Raw genomic sequence first — 22,855 nt, 5'->3', positions numbered from 1 at the left:
GCCGCGGTACGTACACGGAGACCCGTATGTCCAAGTCCAAGGGCACCCCTGCGCCCAAGTCCAAGAAGCCGTTTCTGATCGGTGCGGCGGTGGTCGTGGCCGTGGCCGTCCTCGGGGTCGCCTCCTACCAGGCGACGTCCTCCGGCCCGAAGAAGAGCGGCTCCTCCTCCTCCGACGCCGCCGAGCCGCCCGCCGGCACCTTCCCCGAGCTGGAGAAGCTGGCCCGCCGCGACGGCAAGGACCCGCTCGCCCAGGGCCGCGCGGACGCGCCCGTCGTGATGATCGAGTACGCCGACTTCAAGTGCTCGTACTGCGGCAAGTTCGCCCGCGACACCGAGCCCGCGCTGGTGAAGAAGTACGTCGACGCCGGCACCCTGCGCATCGAATGGCGCAACATGCCGATCTTCGGCGCCGAGTCGGAGGCCGCGGCGCGCGCGGCCTGGGCGGCCGGGCAGCAGGGCCGGTTCTGGCAGTTCCACACGGCGGCGTACGCCCGGGGCTCCAAGGAGAAGGGCTTCGGCAAGGACCGGCTGCGGGCGCTGGCCGGGCAGGCGGGCGTGGCCGACCTCGACCGTTTCGTACGGGACGCGGACGGCGACGCGGCGAAGGCAGCGGTGAAGAAGGACCAGGACGAGGCGTACGCGCTGGGCGCGAGCTCGACGCCGTCGTTCGTGATCAACGGCCGCCCGCTGGCCGGCGCCCAGCCGCTGGCCACCTTCGCGCAGGCCGTCGATGAGGCGGCCAAGTACAAGGCAGCGCAGGCCGCCGCCCCGAAGGGGACCGGAAAGTGACCTCGGACATCGGCTATCTGGCCGCGTTCCTGGGCGGTCTGCTCGCGCTGCTCAGCCCGTGCAGCGCGCTGCTGCTCCCGGCCTTCTTCGCGTACTCGATCGACTCCGCCTCCCGCCTCCTGGCCCGCACCGGCATCTTCTACGCGGGCCTGGCCACCACCCTGGTCCCGCTCGGCGCGGCGGGCTCGTACGCGGGCCGCCTCTTCTACGGCCACCGCGACCAGCTGGTCCTCTTCGGCGGCTGGCTGATCATCGCGCTCGGCGCCGCCCAGATCCTCGGCATGGGCTTCGCCAGCCGCCGTATGACCGAGCTGTCCGGCCGCATCCGCCCGACCACGGCCGCCTCGGTCTACGCGCTCGGCGCGGTCTACGGTCTGGCGGGCTTCTGCGCCGGGCCCATCCTGGGCAGCGTCCTGACGGTGGCGGCGGTCAGCGGCAGCCCGGCCTACGGCGGTCTGCTGCTCGCGGTGTACGCGCTGGGCATGGCGGCTCCGCTGTTCCTGCTGGCGCTGCTCTGGGAGCGCTTCGGGCTCGGCCGCCGCCGCTGGCTGCGCGGCCGGGCGGTGCGGCTCGGCCGCTTCGAGCTGCACACCACCTCGCTGCTCTCGGGCCTGTTCTTCATCGTCCTGGGCGGCCTGTTCCTTGCGTACGACGGGGCCACGGGCCTGCCCGGGCTGCTCGACGTCGACGACTCGTACGCGGCCGAGCAGTGGGCCCGCTCGCTCGGCGACACCGTCCCGGACTGGGCCCTGCTGGTGGGCGTGGTGGCGGTGGCCGGGCTTGTCCTCGGCGTACGCGGACGGCGCGGCCGGGAGCGCGCGCCGGAGTGAGGAACGCGGAAGGGCCCCGTCCGGTGGACGGGGCCCTTCTGTTGTGGCTGGGGCCGGGGTCGAACCGGCGACCTATCGCTTTTCAGGCGATCGCTCGTACCAACTGAGCTACCCAGCCACGCGGTTCACAAGTGAACCGCAGCGGTCCTGACGGGATTTGAACCCGCGGCCTCCACCTTGACAGGGTGGCGAGCACTCCAAACTGCTCCACAGGACCAAGCTATGTGCGAGCACTAGTCTCGCACACGGTAAAGCGTGCCCCCAACGGGATTCGAACCCGTGCTACCGCCTTGAAAGGGCGGCGTCCTGGGCCACTAGACGATGAGGGCTAAGGGCCCGCCTGGGCGCTTTGCAGCGCGTCGGGGACGTCAGAAGCATATGGGATCGGAGGAGCTATCGCCAAAACGGTTTCCCGGGGGCCGGTCGGCGGCCCCCGGCCCGGGCCGACCGGGGCGGGTCCGCGCCCCATGCGTGACAATGGCCGCGTGCTGGAGATGACGCGCGAGGAGTTCGAGGAACTGGTCGCCGAGGCGCTGGACCGCATCCCGCCGGAGCTGACGCGGCTGATGGACAACGTCGCCGTGTTCGTCGAGGACGAGCCCGCCCCCGACGACCCCGAGCTGCTCGGGCTCTACGAGGGGACTCCGCTCACCGACCGCGGCGAGTGGTACGCGGGCGTGCTCCCCGACCGGATCACCATCTACCGGGGTCCGGCCCTGCGGATGTGCGAGTCGCGCGAGGACGTGGTCGCCGAGACCGAGGTGACCGTCGTCCACGAGATCGCCCACCACTTCGGCATCGACGACGACCGGCTGCACGCCCTGGGCTACGGGTGAGCACGCCCGAGCGGCCGGAGGCGATCGACTCCGACGTCGACCTCCACGTTCCCGCCCAGCGCGCCGAGACGGCCGGGGGCGCGAAGTGGCCGGTGCTCGCGGTGATCTCGGCGGGCGGGGCGCTGGGGGCGAGCGCCCGGTACGGGCTCGCGCTGGCCTGGCCGGTGCGGGCCGGCGGCTTCCCGTGGTCGACGCTGCTGATCAACGTCCTGGGCTGCGCCCTCATCGGCGTCCTGATGCCGCTGATCAGCGAGGGCGGGCGGCGCGCTCACCATCTGGTGCGGCCGTTCCTCGGCGTCGGCGTGCTCGGCGGCTTCACCACCTTCTCGACGTACGCCGTGGAGGTCTCGCGGCTGCTCGCCCGCCAGCAGGCGGGGCTCGCGATGGCGTACGCGGCCGGGACGCTCCTGGGGGCGCTCGGCGCGGTGTGGGCGGCGGCGACAGTGACCCGGCGGATGCCGGCCGCGCGGGCCGGGGCGGAGTACGAGGTGCCGACGTCGTGACCTGGCTGCTCGTGATCCTGGGCGCGGCCGTCGGCGCGCCGCTGCGCTATCTGACGGACCGTGCGGTGCAGGCCCGCCACGACTCGGTGTTCCCCTGGGGAACGTTCGTCGTCAACGCGGCCGGGAGCCTGCTGCTCGGCGCGCTCACCGGCGCCGCCGCCGCCACGGACACGTACGCGCTGCTCGGCACCGGCCTGTGCGGCGCGCTGACCACGTACTCGACGTTCTCGTACGAGACGCTCCGACTGGCCGAGCGCGGCTGGAAGTTCCTCGCGGCGGCGAACGTGGCGGCCTCGGTGCTCGTCGGGCTCGGCGCGGTGTTCCTGGGGGCGGGGCTGACGGGCGGCACTCTGGCGTGACGCGGCACTCTGGCGTTACGCGACCGGGTCCCGCCGCGACCTGATCGGGTGGGGACCGGATTCGCCGTCACCGGACCACCCGTCGGAATCCCGTTCGTACGGGCGTGTCCCCGGCGGGGAAAAGGGAGTTGGGCAAGGAGACCCTGCCCCGCCCCGCGCCCCGGAGGCCGCCCGTGCGCCAGTTGTCCGCCCCCGTTCGTTTGGCCGTGACCGCGCTGGTCGTCGCGGCGTCGGCGGGCTGCATGAGTGTGAGCGACGACGGGAAGGCCCCCAAGCCGTCGGTCTCCGCCGGGCACCACGGGGCGGCGGCCGAGTCGGACGGGGTCGCCGCCGTCTCCGCCGGGGCCGGCAAGGGGCGGCCCGGCAAGCACGGCGGGAAGGCGTCCCCGGGGGCCTCGACGGCCCCGAGCCCGAGCGGGTCGGCGAGCGGTGCGGGCCCGGCCTCGCCCGGCGGGCGCCCCCGGCCGCAGAACCCGGCGCCCCCCGGCGGCACCGTGGGCGGCCCCTCCGCGCCCCCGCAGCAGCCCTCCCAGCCGCCCGCCTCGCCGACCCCGCCCGCGCCCCCGACGAGCCAGCCGCCGCCGGACCCGCCGGTGACCCCGAAGCCGGGCGACTCGCCGTCCGCCTCCCCGGCCGCCGACACCCGCACCACGGCCCTGCGCGACCTCGGCCAGGGCCCCGCCACCCGGACCGAGCCGGCGGCATCTCCGCAGGTGGGACCTGTCTAGAGGGGGTGTAGCGGACCCTGTGTGACGTGGATCGCAGGGAAGCGGTTTGCGCTCCCGTGGGGGGAGTGCGTATGGTGGTAGATCGTTTGATCCCATTGCCCGGCGCCGACACAGAAGAGCGCCGTGTGGCGCGTACTCTCCCTAACCGTGGCTGACCGCATTGAGGCGGTCGAATTGCGATTCACGGAGTTTGGGCGCGTGCCGAGACTCCGGAAGGTTTCGCATTTCGCATGTCCATTTCCAGTTCTGACCACGCCGTCATGCCCGAGAACGACGAGATCACCGAGATCGTCGTCGTCGACGAGGCCGTCGAGATCGTAGAGGCCGTCGAGGCCGAGATCACCGAGATCACCGAGGCCGACGAGGCCGCCGAGCCGACCGTCACCTTCTCGGACCTCGGTCTGCCCGAGGGCGTCGTGCGCAAGCTCGCCCAGAACGGCGTGACCAGCCCCTTCCCGATCCAGGCCGCGACCATCCCGGACGCCCTGGCCGGCAAGGACATCCTCGGCCGCGGCCGCACCGGCTCCGGCAAGACCCTCTCCTTCGGTCTGCCGACCCTGGCGCAGCTCGCCGGCGGCCACACCGAGAAGAAGAAGCCCCGCGCGATCATCCTCACGCCGACGCGTGAGCTCGCGATGCAGGTCGCGGACGCCCTCCAGCCGTACGGCGACGTGCTCGGCCTGAAGATGAAGGTCGTCTGCGGCGGCACCTCGATGAGCAACCAGATCTACGCCCTGGAGCGCGGCGTCGACGTCCTCGTCGCCACCCCGGGCCGACTGCGCGACCTCATCAACCGCGGCGCCTGCTCGCTCGCGAACGTCCAGGTCGCCGTCCTCGACGAGGCCGACCAGATGTCCGACCTGGGCTTCCTGCCCGAGGTCACCGAGCTGCTCGACCAGATCCCCGGCGGCGGCCAGCGCATGCTCTTCTCCGCCACCATGGAGAACGAGATCAGCACGCTGGTCAAGCGCTACCTGTCGAACCCCGTCACGCACGAGGTCGACAGCGCGCAGGGCAACGTCTCGACCATGACCCACCACGTCCTCGTCGTGAAGCCGAAGGACAAGGCGCCGGTCACGGCCGCGATCGCCGCCCGCAAGGGCCGCACGATCATCTTCGTCCGCACCCAGCTCGGCGCGGACCGCATCGCCGAGCAGCTGTGCGAGTCGGGCGTGAAGGCCGACGCGCTGCACGGCGGCATGACCCAGGGCGCGCGTACCCGAGTCCTTGAGGACTTCAAGAAGGGCTACGTCAACGCGCTCGTCGCCACCGACGTCGCCGCGCGCGGCATCCACGTCGACGGCATCGACCTGGTCCTCAACGTGGACCCGGCCGGCGACCACAAGGACTACCTGCACCGTTCGGGCCGTACCGCCCGGGCCGGCAAGTCCGGCGTCGTCGTGTCGCTGTCCCTGCCGCACCAGCGCCGCCAGATCTTCCGGCTGATGGAGGACGCGGGCGTCGACGCCTCGCGCCACATCATCCAGAGCGCCGGCGCCTTCGACCCCGAGGTCGCCGAGATCACCGGCGCCCGTTCGCTGACCGAGGTCCAGGCCGACTCCGCGAACAACGCCGCCAAGCAGGCCGAGCGCGAGGTCGCCGAGCTCACCAAGCAGCTGGAGCGTCTGACGCGCCGCGCCGGCGAGCTCCGCGAGGAGGCCGACCGCCTGGTCGCCCGCTCCGCCCGTGAGCGTGGCGAGGACCCGGAGGCCGCCGTCGCCGAGGTGGCCGAGGCCGCCGAGGCCGAGGTCGCCGCCGCCGTCGTGGCCGCCGAGCCGGTCACGCAGGAGCGCCCGGCGTACGACCGTGAGCGCCGTGACGACCGGGGCAGCTTCGACCGCCGCGAGCGTCGTGACGACCGCGGTGACCGTGGTGGCTTCCGCCGCGACGACCGTCCGTCCGGTGGCTTCAACCGCGACCGCAACGACCGTGGCTTCGAGCGCCGTGACGACAACCGTGGTGGCGGCTTCCGCCGCGACGACCGTCGTGACGACAACCGTGGCGGTGGCTTCCGCTCCGGTGGCGGCGACCGTCCGTCCGGTGGCTTCAACCGCGACCGCAACGACCGTCCCTCCGGCGGTGGCTTCCGCTCCGGTGGCGGCGACCGTCCGTCGGGCGGCTTCAACCGCGACCGCAACGACCGTCCCTCCGGCGGTGGCTTCCGCTCCGGTGGCGGCGACCGTCCGTCCGGTGGCTTCAACCGCGACCGCAACGACCGTGGCTTCGAGCGCCGTGACGACAACCGTGGTGGCGGCTTCAACCGTGACCGCAACGACCGTCCCGCCGGCGGTGGCTTCCGCTCCGGTGGCGGCGACCGCCCGTTCAACCGTGACCGCAACGACCGCCCCTCGGGCGGCTTCCGCTCCGGCGGCAGCAGCGACCGCCCGTACGGCCGCCGCGACGACCACCGTGGTGGCACCGGCACCGGCACGAACACCGGCTCCTTCGGTCGCCGTGACGACAAGCCGCGCTGGAAGCGCAACGACTGACGCTGAGTCCCAGTAGCGAGTGAAGGGCCCGTACGGCACCCACCAGGTGCGGTACGGGCCCTTCCGTTTCCCGGTGTCATCCCAAGTCCCCGTACATGTGGCTGCTGTTAAGGTCAAACCACTCGTATGGGGGGTTTCAGAGAGCCGGGGGGCTTTTCTGCGCATCGCTGCCGCGCGGCAACACCGCGCGCCGTGCGCCCTCCCATGCCTGAACGGCTTCGGGAGCATCAACTTGAGACGTAGCACACTCGTACGGAACGCGATCGCCGCAGTCACCGCGCTCGGCATCGCGGCCGCCGTCGCCCCGCTGGCCACGGCGCCGGCCTTCGCGGCGGACACACCGGCGGAACTCACCGTTCCCGCCGAACGCACGCCCGACTACAACGCGACCGTGATCAACGGCGCGGGCGAGACCGGCTATCTGTCCGGCTGGGCCCAGGCCGGGTTCAACTGGACCTCGTACGCGGACGGCTCCACCGCGCCGGTCGTCATGCCGCAGGGCATGACCACCGCATGGGGCACCGGCACGGACACCCTCGTCCTCACCGGCAAGGACGACACCGCGGTAGTCCAGCGGAACATGAAGGACGGCTCGGAGCGGACCCTGCCGCTGCCCAAGGGCCAGCGGTTCGCGGGGACCTTCGGGGATGTCGTGGTCACCGACGGCGTACTCGGCATGAGCCTGCTGTACTGGGAGGACGGCAAGGTCCAGGAGAAGGCGGTCGGCGGGGGCGGCCAGCTCCACTCGCTCTACCAGGGCAACAAGGACGGGATGTTCGTCCAGAAGGACCTGTCCGGCATGACCATGATCTGCTGGCTCGGCCGTGACGGGATCGCCCGCTCCACCCACCTCCAGGCGGAGCAGTTCGACAACGGCAAGATCGAGGTCGGCGGCGACCGCGCGGTCCAGTGGACCAAGGACGGCAAGGCCACGGTCTGGAAGACCTCGGACTTCTGGGCGTCCACGGACCAGCTGACGATCCCCGGGTACGAGAACTCGCAGCTGCTCGGCGCGGTCGGCGACAACGTCCTGGTGGCGCGCAGCGTCTCCACCGGCGGCCAGGAGCGGTACTCCTCGCTCAACTACCGCGTGGTCGCCGTGCCGCTCAAGGGCGGCCCCGAGCGGGTCGTCCTGGAGAAGGCGACCGCGATGGCCCGCTTCAAGGCCGACGGCACGATGCTGATCGGCGCGGTGGTCGACGGCCACCAGGGCGTGTACGCGGTGGGCTCCTCGCTGGAGGTCACCAAGGTCCGCGAGTCGCCCGCCCTCGCGTCGGTGCCCACGGCGCTCACCCTGGCGCAGGGCCGGCTGAACACGGTGGACCGGGTGCCGGGCGAGGACGGCCCGAGCACGCGGCTGCGCGGCATCGACCTGTCGGTCACGGGCCCGCTGACAGCCGGTGAGCGCACCGACCGGGGCGCGGACGCCCAGGACTTCCCGGCGTCCCCTGCGGGCGGCACCCCGGCCATCCAGGCCACCGGAGACGGGCGCCTGGTGTACCGGCTCGCCGACGGCACGGTGAAGGTCCTCGACGAGGGCGGCAAGCTGCCCGCGCGCACGCTGGGCGTGAAGGCGGACGAGCTGCGCGTGTCGGGGCGCTACGCGGCGACGCGCAAGCAGGGCGACTCCGTGCGCGTCACCGACCTCGACACGGGCGCGGTCGTCTACACGGGCACCGGATCCTCCGCGTTCGCCCTCTCGGGCAGCACCCTGTGGACCGGCAGCGAGCCGGGCGACGCGCAGGCGGTCGACGTCCGTACGGGGAAGGCCCTGGGCAAGCGGATCACCGTCCCCTGCCTGATGACGTCCCTCCAGGCGCAGGGCGGCGACGTCTACTGGGAGTGCGACCGGGACAAGTCCGGGGTGTACGACACGGCGGCCGGAAAGAACACCGACCTGCCCGCCCACCAGGGCGCCCTGCTCGGTGACGGCTATGTCGCCTGGCAGAAGGACGGCGAGCTGAGCGTCACGGACCTGCACGGCGGGACCGGCACGCACAAGGTCGGCAAGCCCGCCGTGGCGAAGCCCGGCCAGGGCTGGACCGTCGACCGCTTCGGCGGCGCGGTGGCGTACGTGGACGCGCAGGGCGACACGCATGTGGCGCCGTCCGGGGTCCAGAGCGCTCCCGTACGCGCGCTGGACGAGGACTTCCCGGCGACGGTCGACGCCAAGTCGGCGGCGCGGACGGTCCGTTGGTGGGCCTCGAAGCCGCTGGTCTCCTGGGAGATCGACCTGGTGGACCTGGCGACGCGGAACACGGTCCGCACCGCCACGGGCACCGAGACGCGTGGCCCGGTGCGGCTGGACTGGGACGGCAAGGACTCCTCCGGCAAGGACCTGCCGGGCGGGAAGTACGCCTGGAACGTGACGGCGGTCCCCGCAGACGGTGGCCCGGACCAGACGTTCACCACCCCGTTCGAGGTGAAGGGCAGCACCGCTCCGGCCCCGCGCGACTACGTGGGCGCCGACGGCCTGGGCGACCTGCTCGCCGTCACTCCCGCCGGGGTCGCGGACTTCCGCGCGGGCGCCGACGGCAAGGTCGACGCGAAGGTGTCGGGCAGCGGCTGGACGGGCGCGAACGAGGTGTCGGCCGCGGTTCCGTTCGACGACGTGGACGGCGACGGCAAGAACGACGTCCTGGTCCGTCTGACGAGCGGCGAGCTCCGCGCGTACAAGCCGGCGGGCAAGGCCCTGACGCCGTCTACCCCGTACGCGAAGATCGGCTCGGGCTGGAACGCCTTCGACGCGCTGACGTCCCCGGGCGACACGACGGGCGACGGCCGGGCGGACCTGCTCGCCCGCGAGGCGTCCACCGGCGACCTCTACCTCTACGAGGCGAACGGCGCGGGCAACTTCAAGGCCCGCGTGAAGATCGGCAGCGGCTTCAAGAACTACCTGCCGGCGTCGGGTGCGGGTGACCTGAACGGCGACGGCAACGCCGACCTCCTGGCCCGCGACTCCTCCGGCGTGCTGTGGCTGTACCCGAGCGCGGGCAACGGCACCCTCGCCACCCGTGTGAAGATCGGCGGCGGCTGGCAGGCCTACAACGCGCTGGTCGGTGCGGGTGACCTGAACGGTGACGGCAAGCCGGACCTGCTGGCGCGCGGCACGGACGGCGTCCTGTGGTCGTACGCGGGCGACGGCAAGGGCAACTTCGGCGGCCGGGTGAAGGTCGGCGGGGGCTGGCAGATGTACAAGTTCCTGTTCTAATACGCGGCCCCAGGGCTCACCCTCTGGGCCGTTTTTTGGCCAACAGTTGGCGCATGTCATGCCCCCGGCGAGGGAATCGCTGGGGGCATGACAAGTGACGCGAGTACGAATCCGGACGCCCACGGGGCTCCGGACGGTCTCGGTCCGGCGGGCGGCGACGCGGTGCGCGGGAGTGGCAACGGCGCGGCGACGTCCGACGAAGAGCGGCTGGCGCAGCTCGGCTACACCCAGGTGCTGGCCCGCCGGATGTCCGGCTTCGCCAACTACGCCGTCTCGTTCACCATCATCTCGGTGCTCTCCGGCTGTCTGACGATGTACGCGTTCGGCATGAACACCGGCGGCCCGGCCCTGATCACCTGGGGCTGGGTCGGGGTGGGCCTGATGACGCTGCTCGTCGGCCTGTCGATGGCCGAGATCTGCTCGGCGTACCCGACGTCGGCGGGCCTGTACTTCTGGGCGCACCGGCTGGCGCCGGAGCGGAGCGCGGCGGCCTGGGCCTGGTTCACGGGCTGGTTCAACGTGCTCGGCCAGGTCGCGGTGACAGCCGGGATCGACTTCGGTGCGGCGTCGTTCCTGGGCGCGTACCTCAACCTGCAGTGGGACTTCGAGGTCACACCGGGCCGCACGATCGCCCTCTTCGCGGCGATCCTGATCCTCCACGGCCTCCTGAACACCTTCGGCGTCCGGATCGTGGCGATCCTCAACAGCGTCAGCGTGTGGTGGCACGTGTTCGGGGTCGCGGTGATCGTAGGGGCGTTGGCCTTCACCCCAGACCACCATCGATCGACGACGTTCGTCTTCACCCACTACGTGAACAACACGGGCTGGGGCAGCGGCTTCTACGTCGTCCTGATCGGCCTGCTGATGGCCCAGTACACCTTCACCGGCTACGACGCCTCCGCGCACATGACGGAGGAGACCCACGACGCCTCGACGGCGGGTCCGCGCGGGATCGTGCGCTCGATCTGGACGTCGTGGATAGCGGGCTTCGTGCTGCTGCTCGGCTTCACGTACGCCATCCAGTCGTACGACGACGAGCTCGGCTCGGCGACCGGCGCGCCGCCCGCCCAGATCCTCCTGGACGCCCTCGGCGCGACGACGGGCAAGCTGCTCCTGCTGGTGGTGATCGGGGCGCAGCTGTTCTGCGGGATGGCGTCCGTGACCGCCAACTCCCGGATGATCTACGCCTTTTCGCGCGACGGCGCGCTCCCGTTCTCACACGTCTGGCACACGGTGAGCCCCCGCACCCGCACGCCTGTGGCGGCGGTCTGGCTGGCGACGTCGGGCGCCCTGGCGCTCGGCCTCCCGTATCTGATCAATGTGACGGCGTACGCGGCGGTGACGTCGATCGCGGTGATCGGCCTGTACATCGCGTACGTCATCCCCACGCTGCTGCGGCTGCTGAAGGGCGACGCGTTCGAGCCCGGCCCCTGGCACCTGGGCCGCTGGTCCCGCCCGGTCGGCGTGGCGGCGGTGGCCTGGGTGGCGCTGATCACGGTCCTGTTCATGCTGCCCCAGCTGTCCCCGGTGACCTGGAAGAACTTCAACTACGCCCCGGTCGCGGTCCTGGTGGTCCTCGGCTTCGCGGCGGTGTGGTGGGCGGTGTCGGCCCGCCACTGGTTCCTCCGCCGGACGCCCACGCCCGCGGTCACCGGGCCCCGATGACCTGCGCATCCGCTCCCCGCTGACCGCCGAATGGGCCCCGCCGGGCCCGGAAGCCGATACCCGATCGGCTGCCGGGCCCTGTCGGGCTATGCTGCGGGGGTGCGGTATGCCAGGGGCCATTAGCTCAATTGGCAGAGCAGCGGACTTTTAATCCGTTGGTTGTCGGTTCGAGTCCGACATGGCCTACGCCATCGCCCCCAGCTCAGAGGTAGTTCGAGCTGGGGGCGATTCCGTTTTGTGCCGGTCCCAGGATCGCTGGCTGGCTCGTGGCTGGCCCGAGAGTGCGGCGATCATGCTTCCCGAGGCGCAGTGGGCGTGCAGCGGCCCCAGCCGGACCGGCGTCCCGCTGGGGCCGTCTCCCCTGGGGGTGGGGAGCGGGCGGCCGCCTCGCAAGGGCCGGTGGCATTGACGGGTGCCGCCGGCCGATCCGCCCGCCTGGGTCCTCACCCGCCGCCGGGCCATCGGAGAACGCATCCGCGCCGCCCGACTCTGGGCCGACGTGACCCAGGAAGGGCTCGCGGAGCGCGTCGGCGTCGACCGGCAAACGATCAACCGCGGCGAGCAGGGGCATCACGCCGCCCACATCGACAACCTCGCGGGAACGTCGAACACCGCGTCCAGGCCGCCCTCATCGCCGAACGGGCGGGGCTGGTTCCCCCGGGGGACGCGTAGGGCTCCGCAAAAAAACACGCCCGGCGCCGTGGATCCGCCCGAGAGGGGCGGGCTCCACGGCGCCGGGCGTTCAACTCCGGCCCGCATGCCGGAGCTGGCCGGAGACGGGGGAATGTTGCTCTCCGGCGCGCCGCGGGCGGCCGGTGTCGAGGACGCGACGTGTTGGCGATTGTCGACACCGGCCGCTGATTCGGGTACGTGTACGCCGGCCGTCCCCGCGGCACAGGGACAGCCGTCGCGTCCCGGGTGAGGGGGCGGGATGCGGCGTCCGGAGAAGGACACCAAGCAACCGCTTTCACCTGGGCCGATACGTACGAGACCCGTGAGGGCTTCGTGCGGAACATTCTGGAGGGGTACCCCGCCCCCTTTCCAGGGGGCTGAATTGCAGATAATGATCCAGCCATCAACATTCAGCCCCGGCCCCTCCGGGCAGCAGCGTTCCTGAACAGGAGATCGCCCGCCGCGACGACAGCCGTTCGTCCCCGTCCCCCCGTGAACGAAGGTCTCGTTTTGCCGCTCGCCGCCCGTGACCGCGTGTCCCTCAAGACGCTCCTCCAGGAGCGGCGCGCCGCCATCCACCCGGAGTCCGCCGGGTTTCCGCCGCGTCAGGCGGGGCCGGGCCGACGGGTCGCCGGGCTCAGCCAGGAGCAGATGGACATCCTCCTTGAGCGCACCCCGGGTACGTACAACCGGTTTGAGAACGGGCAGCTGAACCCCACTGCCGAGTTCCTGACCAATGTGGCCCGCACCCTGCGTCTCAACGAGCAGGAATGGACGTTCCTTTGGCGGCTCACCCGGCGCGAGTACCCGCCGTACACCCTGCACCGCGACTCCGGGATGTCGGTCCCCGGGGTCTGGCAGCGGGTCGTCGAGCAGATCGACGGGGCGATGGCCTACATCACCGACGCCGCCTGGAACCTGCTCGCCCACAACGGGGAGTTCGCCGCGCTCTTCCCTCGGGGTGAGGTTCCGGCCAACACCATGCGGTGGATGACCCTCGACCCCGAGGCGCGCGAGGACGTACTGACGGACTGGGCGGACCGGTGGGCCCCCATGGTGCTGCCGCAGCTGCGGCACGGGGTCGAAATGCGGCCCAACCACGTGGAGTTGCGGCGCCTTGAGGCCGAGGTGCAGGCCGACCCCGTCGCCGGGCCGCTCTACCGGGAGACCGGGGCGACCCCGATCCCGTACCCCGACGGCTCCGAACGGCCCATCCGGCACAGCGAGTTGGGGCCCGGCTGGGTCACCACCTGCGTGGCCGAGCCGGTCACCTCGCCGGGGGCCCGGGTGATGCTGCTCCTCTACACCCCGGGGGCGTCGCTCGTGAGCCGTCACCCGGTGCTGAGCGCGCCGTTGACGAGCTGAGCGTACGACCGGCGTGCCCCAGGGCGGGGCAGTACGCGGAACGACTCCCTCCGGCTGAGCTCTGTTCGAATTCCCAGGAACGAATTCCAGCCGCCTCAAGTAGGTTGAGGATTCGCTCGTCGGCCACCCGAGGGAGCCCACTCGTGCCCGCTCACATAGCCCTCCCCGCCATAGTTCTGCCGGACCACCTCATCGCCACGGATGAGATCTGCGCAGACATCCGGCGTGCCAACCCCGATCGGCCGCGGCTGGAGGCGCACCTGCGAATAGCCCGGGCGACCACCGTCCGCACCCGCCGGTTCACCCGCCCCCTCGACTCCCCGACCGTGGCCGGAAATGCCACCATCGAGGAGCGGAACAGGGCGGCGTACGAGGACGCGCTGCGGCTCGCGGTCCGCTCCGGGCGACAGGCCCTGGCCCACGCCGGCCTCGCCGCCGACGACATCGACTGCCTCATCACCAGCCACACCACCTCCTGGACCGTGCCGTCCCTCGACGTCGCCCTCGTCCGGGAGCTGGGCCTGCGGCCGGACGTGCGGCGCTTCCCCATGGGGACCGTCGGCTGCGCGGGCGGCGCGCAGGGCCTGGTCCGGGCGCACCAGGACATCGCCGCGCACCCGGGCTCCCACGTCCTGGTCGTCGTCTCCGAGTGCCTGTCGACGGCCACGTACAACCACACCGACACCAGCCGGGAGTCGATGATCTACAAGGTGCTCTTCGGGGACGGCTCGGGCGCGGTCGTCGTCTCGGACAGCCCGGCCTGGAGCGGGCCCAGCTTCGTCATCGAGGACACCTTCGAGTACGTCCTGCCCGACAGCATCGACCGCTACCAGGGCCGCCTCTCGGGGGCCGGGCTGCACTTCGACTCCACGGCCGCCGCCACCGCCGCCCTCAACGACAGCCTTCCGGCGGTACGCAAATGGCTCGGCGGCAGCGGCCCGGCCCTCCGGTTCGCGGTCGTCCACCCGGGCGGGCCCCGGGTCCTGGAGGACGCGGCGGCCGGGTTCGGCCTGGACGGCGACCGCGACCACGGAGATCTGCGGCACGCCTGGGCGAGCCTGGCCACCAACGGGAACCTGGGCGGCTCCGCCGTCCTCGACGTGCTGGCCCGCACCTTCGGGCAGGCCCCCGGCGACCGCCAGCCGGGCCTGATCATCGGCTTCGGCCCGGGGTTCGTGCTGGCCGCCTCGCGGGGCCACTGGTCGGCGTGAGCGGAGGGTCCCGGGGGCGGTCCCGCGTCAACCGGTACGGAGCACCGCCCCGCATGCCGTACAGTTGTGTTTACCGACGCGGGGTGGAGCAGCTCGGTAGCTCGCTGGGCTCATAACCCAGAGGTCGCAGGTTCAAATCCTGTCCCCGCTACTGAAGTCCTTGGGCCCGGCACATGAGAATGTGCCGGGCCTTCGGCATTCCCCGGGCTCCCGGCCCGAGGGCTTCGGCATCCCCGGGCCCCGCCCTATGGCTTCGGCTCTCCCAGGGCCGACGCCCACCCCGTGCGCCCGCCCGGCTGTCCCTCCGGCGCCAGCTCCGCCGCCAGGAACCGGCGGTATTCCAGGCCCAGGCCCTCGTACAGGCGTATCGCCGCGCGGTTGGCGCCCTCCACCATCAGGGCCGCCGTCCCGTGCACGGCCAGCGCCTCGGCGAGCACCTTGGCGACGACCGTACGGGCCAGGCCCCGGCCCCGTGCCGACGGGTGCACGGCGACGCCCGCGAGCAGCCCGACCTCGGGGGACGGCCAGGCGAGCGCGGCGACGGCGGTGAGGCGGCCCGCGTCGTCCCGGGTGCCCGCCCACCGCTCGACGCCCGGCGCGCCCGGCACCGCGTACGAGCCGGGGAAGGCCTCGGCGAGCAGCGCGGTGATCTCCGCCGCGTCGTCGTCCGCCAGCCACCGCGCCTTGCCCTCGTCCGCCGCGCCTGCCTCGGCGGACGACAGGGGGCGCGTACGGCTCATCCAGCCGAAGGCTGCCACCGGACGCAGGCCCGGCAGCGCCTCCACCAGCGCGTGGACGGTCGCCTCGTCGCCGAGCGGGCGGTAGCCCGGGCCGGTCTCGGCGAGCACCCCGGCCACCAGCGGGGCCAGCGATCCGACGGGCCCCGAGACGGCCAGCCGGTCGTGGCGGGACAGATCGGGGACGGCGACGGCGAAGGCGCGGCCGTCCCCGCTCGCCCAGGCGCGGGCGCGGGAGGCCCCGGTCAGGCCCTGGGCGGCCCACAGCAGCGGCGGGTCGCAGGGCAGGGCGGCGGGCGAGCGAAGTTCGTGCATGGGCCACGAGCCTGCGCTTGACCTTTACGCAACGTCAAGTTCTAGCGTGAAGGACATGAAGGGCACGGAGTGGTCCGCCAAGGAGTGGTCGATCCAGGAGATCGCCCGCAGGGCCGGGACGACCAGCCGCACGCTGCGGCACTACGGCGAGCTCGGCCTGCTGGAGCCCAGCCGCGTCGGAGCCAACGGCTACCGCTACTACGACCAGGACGCCCTGGTCAGGCTGCAGCGGATCCTGCTGCTGCGCGGGCTCGGGCTCTCGCTGCCGGTCATCGCCGAGGTGCTGGAGGGCGAGCGCGACACCGCCGCCGCCCTGCGTACGCATCTGGGGCTGCTTGAGCAGGAGCGGGCGCGGATCGGACGGCAGATCGCGTCGGTGGCCACCACGCTGCGCAAGACCGAGAGGGGAGAGGAACTGATGGCCGAGGAAGTGCTCGACGGCTTCGATCACACGCGGTACGAGGAGGAGGTGACCCGGCGCTGGGGCCGCGAGGCGTACGCCGAGGGCGACCGCTCATGGCGCTCGCTCACCGAGGAGCAGCGCACGGCGTTCCTCGAACAGCACGAGGACATCGCCCGCGACTGGGGCCGGGCGCACGCGGAAGGGCTCGCAGCCGACGGCGGGGCGGCGCAGGACATCGCCCGCCGCCATGTCGCCTGGCTGTCCACGACGATGCCGGTGACCAGGGCTTACGTCATCGGCCTCGGGCAGATGTACGTCGACGACCCGCGCTTCGGCGCCCACTACGACCGGCACGGCGAGGGCACCGCCGTCCTCGTCCGGGACGCCCTGAAGGTGTATGCCGGACGGCACCTCACCGACTGAGGGGTATACGTACAGTAGTCTCGCGTGTGCTATGCGCGAGCATGTGGCGGGACTGCTGCGAGCGGCGACGCGGCGGAAGGTGCCGGCCGTGCCGCTGTTCATCGGCCTGTGCGCGCTGCTGATGTGTCTGTCGCTGCCCCTGTCGCTGCCCCTGTCGCCCCCCGCGCCCTGGGTGACCGCGCCCCCGTACACGAAGGGCGGCGTCCCCTCCGTGCACGGCGACCCGGCGGCCCGGCGGCACGCCCGGGGGACCTGTGTACGGGGCCGGGCCGGGCCCCGCCGATGCCGGGCCCGGCTGATCGCCACGGGCGCCGACCGGCACTGAGGCCGCACCCGGTTGGCCGAGGTGGGCTCGCCGCGTGCGGCGGAGCCGGGCACCCTGGGTGGGGCGCGGAACGTCGGCGGCCCTGCGGACGGGCAGGAGACCACAGGTGCGGCAGCGATCGGACGGCGGCGGCCGGGAGGGCTCCCGGCGCCTCGGCCTGGTGCGCGTCCTGCCCGCGCTGCTCCTGGTCGCCGGGGTCGTTCTCGACGCGGCGACGCCGCCCGATCTGACCGCCGCCGCCCTCTTCGCGGCCGCGCCGCTGATCGCGGCCCCGTTCTTCGGGCCGGCCGGCACCGCCGTCGCGGGCGCCTCGGCGGTCGGGGCGGTGCTGCTCACGGAGTATCTGCACGACGTCCCCAGCACGGGCGAGGCGGTCAGCGAGCTGTTCACCGTCACCACCGTCGGCGTTCTCGCCCTCTTCACCAACCGCATGCTGCGCCGCAGCGGCGAACGCCTCGCCTCGGCCCGGGTCATCGCGGAGACCGCCCAGCGCGCCGTGCTGCCGACGCCCGCCGAGCGCATCGGGGGCCTCCAGGTGGCCGCGCGGTACGAGGCGGCCCAGGCCGGCGCCTTCATCGGCGGGGACCTCTTCGCCGTCCAGGACACGCCGTACGGGGTGCGCCTGGTCGTCGGGGACGTGCGGGGCAAGGGCCTGGAGGCGGTGGAGGCGGTGGCCGTGGTCATCGGGGCGTTCCGGGAGGCGGCCGAGCAGGAGTCGACCCTGGAGGCCGTGGCCGGGCGCCTGGAGCGCGCGCTGACCCGGGAGGGCACCCGGCGCGACGGCCTGGACGCCGTCGAGGGGTTCACCACGGCCGTGCTCGCCGAGATCCCGCGCGGCGCCGGGGCCGTGCGGCTGGTGAACCGGGGCCACCCCGAGCCGCTGCTGCTCCACGCCGACGGGGCCCTGGACGCGCTCACCCCGTCCGACCCCGCGCTGCCGCTGGGGATGGCGGACCTGGGGGTGTGGCCGGACCGGGCGGACGCGTACCCCTTCCCGGCCGGGGCGACGCTGCTCTTCTACACCGACGGCCTCTCCGAGGCTCGCTCGGTGGAGCCGCCGGGGGTCTTCTACGACCCGCACGAGCGGCTGCGCGGCCGCATCTTCCCGGGGCCCGACGGGGTCCTGGACGCGCTGATCGACGATGTGCGCAGACATACGGGCGGGGGCGCGAACGACGACATGGCGCTGCTCGCGGTGGGGCGGCCGGGGGTGCGGCAGCCGGAGCGGCGGCGGACGATGCCCGTGGTGCCGTGACGTTGTGTAGCCGAACAACCCCCCTGTGCATAACAACTGACACACCGTCAACTGTTGTCCCCGACGATCAGGGGGAACTGCTTGGAATCCGGTCCCCCTGTCTATTAACGTTCGATAACGCAGCGCGGTCGTCCCAGCCGTCGCAGAGGCGGCACCGTGCGCACGCGCCGAATCCCGAAAGGGAACCGGGGAACCACCAACTTGGGGTGAATCGGGCACCTTTGTACCTTCGAAGAGGTGCCCGTAGGAGACCTTCCTGCTCCGAACCCGTCAGCTAACCCGGTAGGCGAGAAGGAAGGAAAGGAGCGCCCCCGTGGCGTCCAACGAGCCTGCCCTCGGCACCCAGCCGGTTCCCCCTGTCTCCCTGTACGGGACCGCGCCCGGTGACACCGAGGTGTGGGAGGAGTGGAACCCCACCGAGGAATCGGTCGCCTCCGTGCGCGGCCGGCACCGCGTCGCCAAGCAGCGCGGCGGGCTCGCCCGCAGCTCCACCGTCCTCGGCGTAGGCGTCATCGCGGCCGTCGGCGCGGGCGGCATGGCCAGCGCGCAGAGCAAGCCGCCGGTCTCCATATCCCTGCCCGACTCGGTCGCGGACAACCTCCCCGACGTCAAGTCCCTGCCGGGCGTGGGCACGCTGATCTCCGACATCGCGGGCGACGAGAAGCCCGACGCCTCCCCGGCCGCCCAGGCCGACAGAGCCGTCGCGAGCGCCCCCCTCACCATGGCGGGCGTCTCCCGGGCCGACGCCGAGCAGGGCGCCACCGGCGCCGGCGAGGCCCTGCGCGCCCGTATCCTCCAGCAGGCCGAGCAGCAGCAGAACGACGCCGAGGCCGAGGCGAAGGCGGTCGCCGAGAAGGCCGCGTCCCAGCAGGCGGCGGCCGAGGCGAAGGCCGCCCAGAGCGCCGCGGCGCAGAAGGCGGCGGCCGCGAAGAAGGCCGCCGAGGAGGCCGCCGCGAAGAAGGCGGAGGAGGAGCGCCTGGCCGAGCTCGCCAAGAGCTTCTCGCTCCCGGTCGCCTCGTACACGATCACCTCGACGTTCGGCGAGGCCGGCTCGATGTGGTCCTCCGGCCACCACACCGGCCTCGACTTCGCCGCTCCCACCGGCACCCCGCTCAAGGCGATACACGGCGGCACGGTCAAGTCGGCGGGCTGGTCCGGCTCGTACGGCTACCGCACGGTCATCGAGCTGGAGGACGGCTCGGAGCTCTGGTACTGCCACCAGTCCTCGATCGCGGTCAGCGCGGGCCAGAAGGTGACGACCGGCGAGACGATCGGCCGCGTCGGCGCCACCGGCAACGTGACGGGCCCGCATCTGCACCTGGAGGTGCACACCCCGGGCGGCACGGGCATCGACCCGATGGCGTGGCTGCAGTCGAAGGGCCTCAACCCGTAGGGCGTGCTCGCCGTGGGCGGAGGCGTGGGCGGAGGCGTGGGCGGATGCCCAGAAGGGGGCGCAGGTGGGGGCGCGGAATAGCCGCGCACCGCCCGCCCGTTCACCCTCTATGACCTCTCTGCGCCCCCTGGGCGCCTCCGACCTCTCCGTCTTCCCGCTCGCCCTCGGCGGCAACGTCTTCGGCTGGACCGCCGACGAGGCCGCGTCGTTCGCGGTGCTCGACGCGTACACCGAGGCGGGCGGCAACTTCGTGGACACGGCCGACACGTACTCGTCCTGGATCCCCGGCAACGAGGGCGGCGAGTCCGAGAAGATCATCGGCAAGTGGCTGGCGGCGCGCGGCAACCGCGCGGACGTCGTCGTCGCCACGAAGGTGGGCGCGCACCCCGGGTTCAAGGGGCTCGCGGCCCCCACCATCAAGGCAGCCGCCGAGGCCTCGCTGCGCCGGCTGGGCACCGACTACATCGACCTGTACTACACGCACTTCGACGACGAGTCCGTCCCGGTCGAGGAGATCGTCACCGCCCTCGACCAGCTGGTTCAGGACGGCAAGGTGCGCGCCGTCGCCGCCTCCAACATCTCCCCGGAGCGGCTCCGGGACTCGCTGGACTTCTCCGACCGCGAGGGCCTGGCCAAGTACGTCGCCCTCCAGCCGCACTACAACCTGGTCTCGCGCGGCACCTACGAGGGCCGCCTCCAGGACACCGCCGCCCGCTCGGGCCTGGCCGCGGTCCCCTACTTCTCGCTCGCCGCCGGGTTCCTCACCGGCAAGTACCGCCCGGGCCACAACGTGCAGAGCGCGCGGGCCGGGAGCGCCGCCAAGCACCTGGAGACCGACCGGGGCGCGAAGGTGCTGGCCGCGCTCGACCGCGTCGCGCAGGCGCACGGCGCCGAGCCCGCGAGCGTCGCGCTCGCCTGGCTCGCCGCCCAGCCGACCGTGGTCGCCCCGATCGCCTCGGCCCGTACGGTCGAGCAGCTGCCCGCGCTCCTCGCGGTCGCGGACCTGGAGCTCACGGACGCGGAGCTGAGCGAGCTCAAGACCGCCTCGGCGTAGCTCCCGGCGAGCCCGGGGCTTCCAGCGCTTCCAGCGCTTTCAGCGCAGATAGGGGTTGTACGGGGAGGACTGGTTGTACCCGTAAGGAGTCTGCTGTCCGTAAGGAGTCTGCTGTCCGTACGGCGCCTGGTGTCCGTACGGGTACGGCTGGGCCGGGATCCAGATGCGGCCCGCCGCGCCCGCCGCGTAGTGCAGCGCGGGCCCGGCCACCTCCCTGCGCTCCCACAGGTGGTGCAGCAGCTCCTGCTCGCGGGCCGTGAAGTCCGGGCCGGCCTGGGCGCGGCGGGCCCGGCGGCGCAGGAACGCGAGGGCCGTCGCGAACGCCTCGTACTCTGCGACCGTCCGCGCCGCCCGCCTGCCCCCGTAGGTGCGGTGCGCGAAGTCCCGGGCCATCGAGCGGGCCCGCATCGAGGAGAGCGCGAGCGGTTCGGCGGCGCCCAGCCAGCCCGCCGCCGCGTACGCGGGCAGCTCGGCCGCGACCGTGCGCAGCTCCCGCTGGCGGCTCCAGACCGCCAGCCAGGTGAGCAGGCCGAAGACGGGGACCATGAACGCGGCGTAGACGAGGTAGAAGCCGTACGTCCCGAACGACGACGAGCCGTTCCACAGCGCGTGCATCCCCATCGCGGACAGCAGGCCTAGCAGCGGCAGGCCGATGCGCCGCCAGCGGCGGCCCGGCGCCGCGAGCGCCGCCGCCCCGAAGCCGATGCCGGTGCACACCGTGAACAGCGGGTGCGCGAACGGCGACATCACGATCCGTACGAAGAACGTCGCCGCGGTCGTCGAGGAGAGGCCCGCGGTGTGGCTGACCTGGTCCTCGCCGAAGGCGTTGCCCAGATAGAGGATGTTCTCGGTGAAGGCGAAGCCGGTCGCGGTGAAGCCCGCGACGACGACGCCGTCGACTATCCCCTTGAAGTCCCTTCTTCGGAACAGGAAGAGCAGCAGCACGGCCGCCGCCTTGGCGCTCTCCTCGACGATGGGCGCGATGACGGTCGCACCGAGGTGGTCGGCGGAGGACGGGTCGGCGGTCGCGGTGGCTATCCACTTGGTCGCGAACGAGTTGGCGATGATCGCCACCAGCGCGGCGGCGCACGCGCCCCAGGCGAAGGCGAACAGCAGGTTGCGCCACGGGCCCGGATCCACCCGGTCGAGCCAGCGGAACGCGGTGCCGAGCAGCGGCACGGGCAGCACGGCCAGCGCGAGCCCCACCAGGAACCCCTCGGTGCCGGTCTGCTCCCGCACGATCGCGAGGATGACCAGACCGCACAGGGCGAGCAGGGTGATCAGCGCGCCGGCCCGGACGGCCTTGGAGCGCCAGAAGTCGCGCCGCGGCCGGTAGCGCCACTTGGCGCGCTCCGGCACGGCGTCGAACCGCGGCTCGGCGCCGCGCTCCGGGACGGGCTGGAGCGGGCCCGGCGGCTGGCGTTGCGGAAGCGACTCGGACGACACCAGACGACCCTAACGAGGGGTACGGACAATCCGCGACGGTGCGTGGGGTCGGCCGTCAGGCGGACGGCAGCTCGGCCACGCGGGTGAAGAGCAGGTCGTGCACCACATGGCCCTTGTCGAGGCCCTGTCCCTCGAAGCGCGTGAGTGGCCGGAACGCGGGCCTCGGCGCGTAGCCGCCGTCCGGCTGGGTGTTCTCGAACGCGGGGTGCGCGTCGAGCACCTCCAGCATCTGCTCGGCGTACGGCTCCCAGTCGGTGGCGCAGTGCAGTACGGCGCCGGGCTTGAGCCGGGGTGCGGCCAGCGTGAGGAAGTCGGGCTGGATGATGCGGCGCTTGTGGTGGCGCTTCTTGGGCCAGGGGTCCGGGAAGTAGACGCGCAGCCCGTCCAGCGAATCCGGCTCCAGCATCTCGCGCAGCAGGATGACCGCGTCGCCGTTGCCGACGCGGACGTTGGTGAGGCCGCCGCGCTCGGCGAGGCCGAGGAGGTTGCCCTGGCCGGGGGTGTGCACGTCGACGGCGAGGATGCCGGTGCCGGGGTCGGCGGCGGCCATCTCGGCGGTCGCCTCGCCCATCCCGAAGCCGATCTCCAGGACGACGGGCAGCCCGTCGAACATCTCCTTCAGGTCGAGCTTGCCGCGCCCGTCGATATCGAGCCCCCACAGGGGCCACAGCCGCTCCAGATACTCGCCCTGGCCGGTGGTCACCCGGCTGCGGCGCGGCTGGAAACTGCGGATCCGCCGCTCGTGGTGCGATCCGGCGGGATCGGCGACGGGACCCCCGGGAAACCGGGGCTCGCCCTTGGGGCGACGGGCGGAGGCGGCGGGCTGCTCAGACACAATTACCGG

20 protein-coding genes, 5 tRNA genes and 1 riboswitch are annotated in these 22,855 nt (G+C 72.6%); of the genes, 19 read left to right on the top strand and 6 right to left on the bottom strand.

Translation table 11 applies throughout. The features are described from left to right. Positions 1–26 precede the first annotated feature (26 nt). Together ACZ499_RS00175 and ACZ499_RS00170 are read left to right on the top strand one after the other, a co-directional pair. Entirely contained in the window at positions 27–791 is a 765-nt protein-coding gene (locus ACZ499_RS00175) for a DsbA family protein (protein WP_468670557.1), read from the top strand. After that, positions 788–1,621, top strand: a complete 834-nt coding sequence (locus tag ACZ499_RS00170) for a cytochrome c biogenesis CcdA family protein (RefSeq protein ID WP_468670554.1) — start codon at positions 788–790, stop codon at positions 1,619–1,621. The genes ACZ499_RS00175 and ACZ499_RS00170 overlap by 4 nt, the downstream gene beginning before the upstream one ends. Before the next feature lie 44 nt (positions 1,622–1,665). On the opposite strand, the gene ACZ499_RS00165 is transcribed toward ACZ499_RS00170, so the two are convergent. The 3 genes from ACZ499_RS00165 to ACZ499_RS00155 form a co-directional block, all read right to left on the bottom strand. After that, a tRNA-Phe gene (locus ACZ499_RS00165) sits at positions 1,666–1,739 on the bottom strand. Between the two features lie 24 nt (positions 1,740–1,763). Next, positions 1,764–1,838, bottom strand: a tRNA-Asp gene (locus tag ACZ499_RS00160). 39 nt (positions 1,839–1,877) lie between these two features. Then, positions 1,878–1,950, bottom strand: a tRNA-Glu gene (locus ACZ499_RS00155). 156 nt (positions 1,951–2,106) lie between these two features. Here ACZ499_RS00155 and ACZ499_RS00150 point away from each other — a divergent pair. From ACZ499_RS00150 to ACZ499_RS00095, 12 genes are all read left to right on the top strand, one after another. Next, complete coding sequence (locus ACZ499_RS00150) at positions 2,107–2,457, top strand: metallopeptidase family protein (RefSeq protein ID WP_385545356.1); 351 nt, start codon at positions 2,107–2,109, stop codon at positions 2,455–2,457. Next, positions 2,454–2,960: a fluoride efflux transporter FluC gene (locus ACZ499_RS00145; RefSeq protein WP_468670550.1), complete on the top strand. Its 507-nt coding sequence runs from the start codon at positions 2,454–2,456 to the stop codon at positions 2,958–2,960. The genes ACZ499_RS00150 and ACZ499_RS00145 overlap by 4 nt, the downstream gene beginning before the upstream one ends. After that, positions 2,957–3,319 (top strand): fluoride efflux transporter FluC, encoded by a 363-nt coding sequence (locus ACZ499_RS00140; RefSeq protein ID WP_468670548.1) that lies wholly within the window; start codon positions 2,957–2,959, stop codon positions 3,317–3,319. Before ACZ499_RS00145 ends, ACZ499_RS00140 begins: the two co-directional genes overlap by 4 nt. A gap of 173 nt (positions 3,320–3,492) precedes the next feature. Continuing rightward, entirely contained in the window at positions 3,493–4,047 is a 555-nt protein-coding gene (locus ACZ499_RS00135) for a hypothetical protein (RefSeq protein WP_468670547.1), read from the top strand. Between the two features lie 230 nt (positions 4,048–4,277). Beyond that, complete coding sequence (locus ACZ499_RS00130) at positions 4,278–6,536, top strand: DEAD/DEAH box helicase (RefSeq protein WP_468670545.1); 2,259 nt, start codon at positions 4,278–4,280, stop codon at positions 6,534–6,536. 232 nt (positions 6,537–6,768) lie between these two features. After that, complete coding sequence (locus ACZ499_RS00125) at positions 6,769–9,747, top strand: FG-GAP-like repeat-containing protein (RefSeq protein WP_468670543.1); 2,979 nt, start codon at positions 6,769–6,771, stop codon at positions 9,745–9,747. A gap of 87 nt (positions 9,748–9,834) precedes the next feature. Then, entirely contained in the window at positions 9,835–11,412 is a 1,578-nt protein-coding gene (locus ACZ499_RS00120; protein ID WP_468670541.1) for an amino acid permease, read from the top strand. A gap of 113 nt (positions 11,413–11,525) precedes the next feature. Continuing rightward, positions 11,526–11,598 (top strand) — tRNA-Lys (locus tag ACZ499_RS00115). A gap of 226 nt (positions 11,599–11,824) precedes the next feature. Then, a complete protein-coding gene (locus ACZ499_RS00110) occupies positions 11,825–12,334 on the top strand; it encodes a helix-turn-helix transcriptional regulator (protein WP_468670538.1) in 510 nt (169 codons plus the stop codon). A 242-nt stretch (positions 12,335–12,576) separates the two neighbouring features. Continuing rightward, on the top strand, positions 12,577–13,449 hold the full coding sequence (locus tag ACZ499_RS00105) for an MmyB family transcriptional regulator (RefSeq protein ID WP_468670536.1): 873 nt from the start codon (positions 12,577–12,579) through the stop codon (positions 13,447–13,449). Positions 13,450–13,592: 143 nt separating this feature from the next. Then, entirely contained in the window at positions 13,593–14,660 is a 1,068-nt protein-coding gene (locus tag ACZ499_RS00100; protein ID WP_468670534.1) for a PhlD, read from the top strand. 77 nt (positions 14,661–14,737) lie between these two features. Then, positions 14,738–14,811, top strand: a tRNA-Met gene (locus ACZ499_RS00095). 94 nt (positions 14,812–14,905) lie between these two features. Here the strand turns inward: ACZ499_RS00095 and ACZ499_RS00090 are convergent. Further along, positions 14,906–15,712 (bottom strand): GNAT family N-acetyltransferase, encoded by an 807-nt coding sequence (locus ACZ499_RS00090; RefSeq protein ID WP_468670531.1) that lies wholly within the window; start codon positions 15,710–15,712, stop codon positions 14,906–14,908. A 55-nt stretch (positions 15,713–15,767) separates the two neighbouring features. Between ACZ499_RS00090 and ACZ499_RS00085 the strand changes: the two genes are divergently transcribed. The 5 genes from ACZ499_RS00085 to ACZ499_RS00065 all read left to right on the top strand — a co-directional run bounded on the left by ACZ499_RS00085 (position 15,768) and on the right by ACZ499_RS00065 (position 20,565). Further along, positions 15,768–16,538: a MerR family transcriptional regulator gene (locus tag ACZ499_RS00085; RefSeq protein ID WP_468670529.1), complete on the top strand. Its 771-nt coding sequence runs from the start codon at positions 15,768–15,770 to the stop codon at positions 16,536–16,538. A 31-nt stretch (positions 16,539–16,569) separates the two neighbouring features. After that, complete coding sequence (locus tag ACZ499_RS00080; RefSeq protein WP_468670527.1) at positions 16,570–16,863, top strand: hypothetical protein; 294 nt, start codon at positions 16,570–16,572, stop codon at positions 16,861–16,863. 106 nt (positions 16,864–16,969) lie between these two features. Continuing rightward, positions 16,970–18,118 carry a PP2C family protein-serine/threonine phosphatase gene (locus ACZ499_RS00075; protein ID WP_468670525.1) on the top strand — a complete coding sequence of 383 codons (1,149 nt, stop codon included), beginning with the start codon at positions 16,970–16,972 and terminating at the stop codon, positions 18,116–18,118. Between the two features lie 155 nt (positions 18,119–18,273). Next, positions 18,274–18,422: riboswitch (cyclic di-AMP (ydaO/yuaA leader) on the top strand. Positions 18,423–18,431: 9 nt separating this feature from the next. Continuing rightward, complete coding sequence (locus ACZ499_RS00070; RefSeq protein WP_468412478.1) at positions 18,432–19,511, top strand: M23 family metallopeptidase; 1,080 nt, start codon at positions 18,432–18,434, stop codon at positions 19,509–19,511. Positions 19,512–19,620: 109 nt separating this feature from the next. Continuing rightward, positions 19,621–20,565 (top strand): aldo/keto reductase, encoded by a 945-nt coding sequence (locus ACZ499_RS00065; RefSeq protein ID WP_468670522.1) that lies wholly within the window; start codon positions 19,621–19,623, stop codon positions 20,563–20,565. Positions 20,566–20,604: 39 nt separating this feature from the next. Here ACZ499_RS00065 and ACZ499_RS00060 read toward each other — a convergent pair whose 3' ends face one another. Together ACZ499_RS00060 and trmB are read right to left on the bottom strand one after the other, a co-directional pair. Then, positions 20,605–22,011, bottom strand: coding sequence for a PrsW family intramembrane metalloprotease (locus ACZ499_RS00060; protein WP_468670521.1), 1,407 nt, complete (start codon positions 22,009–22,011; stop codon positions 20,605–20,607). A 55-nt stretch (positions 22,012–22,066) separates the two neighbouring features. After that, positions 22,067–22,846, bottom strand: a complete 780-nt coding sequence (gene trmB, locus ACZ499_RS00055) for a tRNA (guanosine(46)-N7)-methyltransferase TrmB (protein WP_468412484.1) — start codon at positions 22,844–22,846, stop codon at positions 22,067–22,069. Between the last annotated feature and the right edge of the window lie 9 nt (positions 22,847–22,855).

The sequence above is a fragment of the Streptomyces sp. NPDC031265 genome, assembly GCF_055570295.1.
Note: the sequence above shows the minus strand (reverse complement) of the source record. Positions and strands in the feature narration are given on the sequence as shown.

Bases quoted from the DNA above. Each gene is read 5' to 3' on its own strand.
- ACZ499_RS00085 (WP_468670529.1), top strand. From the start codon at position 15,768: ATGAAGGGCACGGAGTGGTCCGCCAAGGAGTGGTCGATCCAGGAGATC.
- ACZ499_RS00080 (WP_468670527.1), top strand. From the start codon at position 16,570: ATGCGCGAGCATGTGGCGGGACTGCTGCGAGCGGCGACGCGGCGGAAG.
- ACZ499_RS00090 (WP_468670531.1), bottom strand. From the start codon at position 15,712: ATGCACGAACTTCGCTCGCCCGCCGCCCTGCCCTGCGACCCGCCGCTG.
- ACZ499_RS00120 (WP_468670541.1), top strand. From the start codon at position 9,835: ATGACAAGTGACGCGAGTACGAATCCGGACGCCCACGGGGCTCCGGAC.
- ACZ499_RS00130 (WP_468670545.1), top strand. From the start codon at position 4,278: ATGTCCATTTCCAGTTCTGACCACGCCGTCATGCCCGAGAACGACGAG.
- ACZ499_RS00065 (WP_468670522.1), top strand. From the start codon at position 19,621: ATGACCTCTCTGCGCCCCCTGGGCGCCTCCGACCTCTCCGTCTTCCCG.
- ACZ499_RS00175 (WP_468670557.1), top strand. From the start codon at position 27: ATGTCCAAGTCCAAGGGCACCCCTGCGCCCAAGTCCAAGAAGCCGTTT.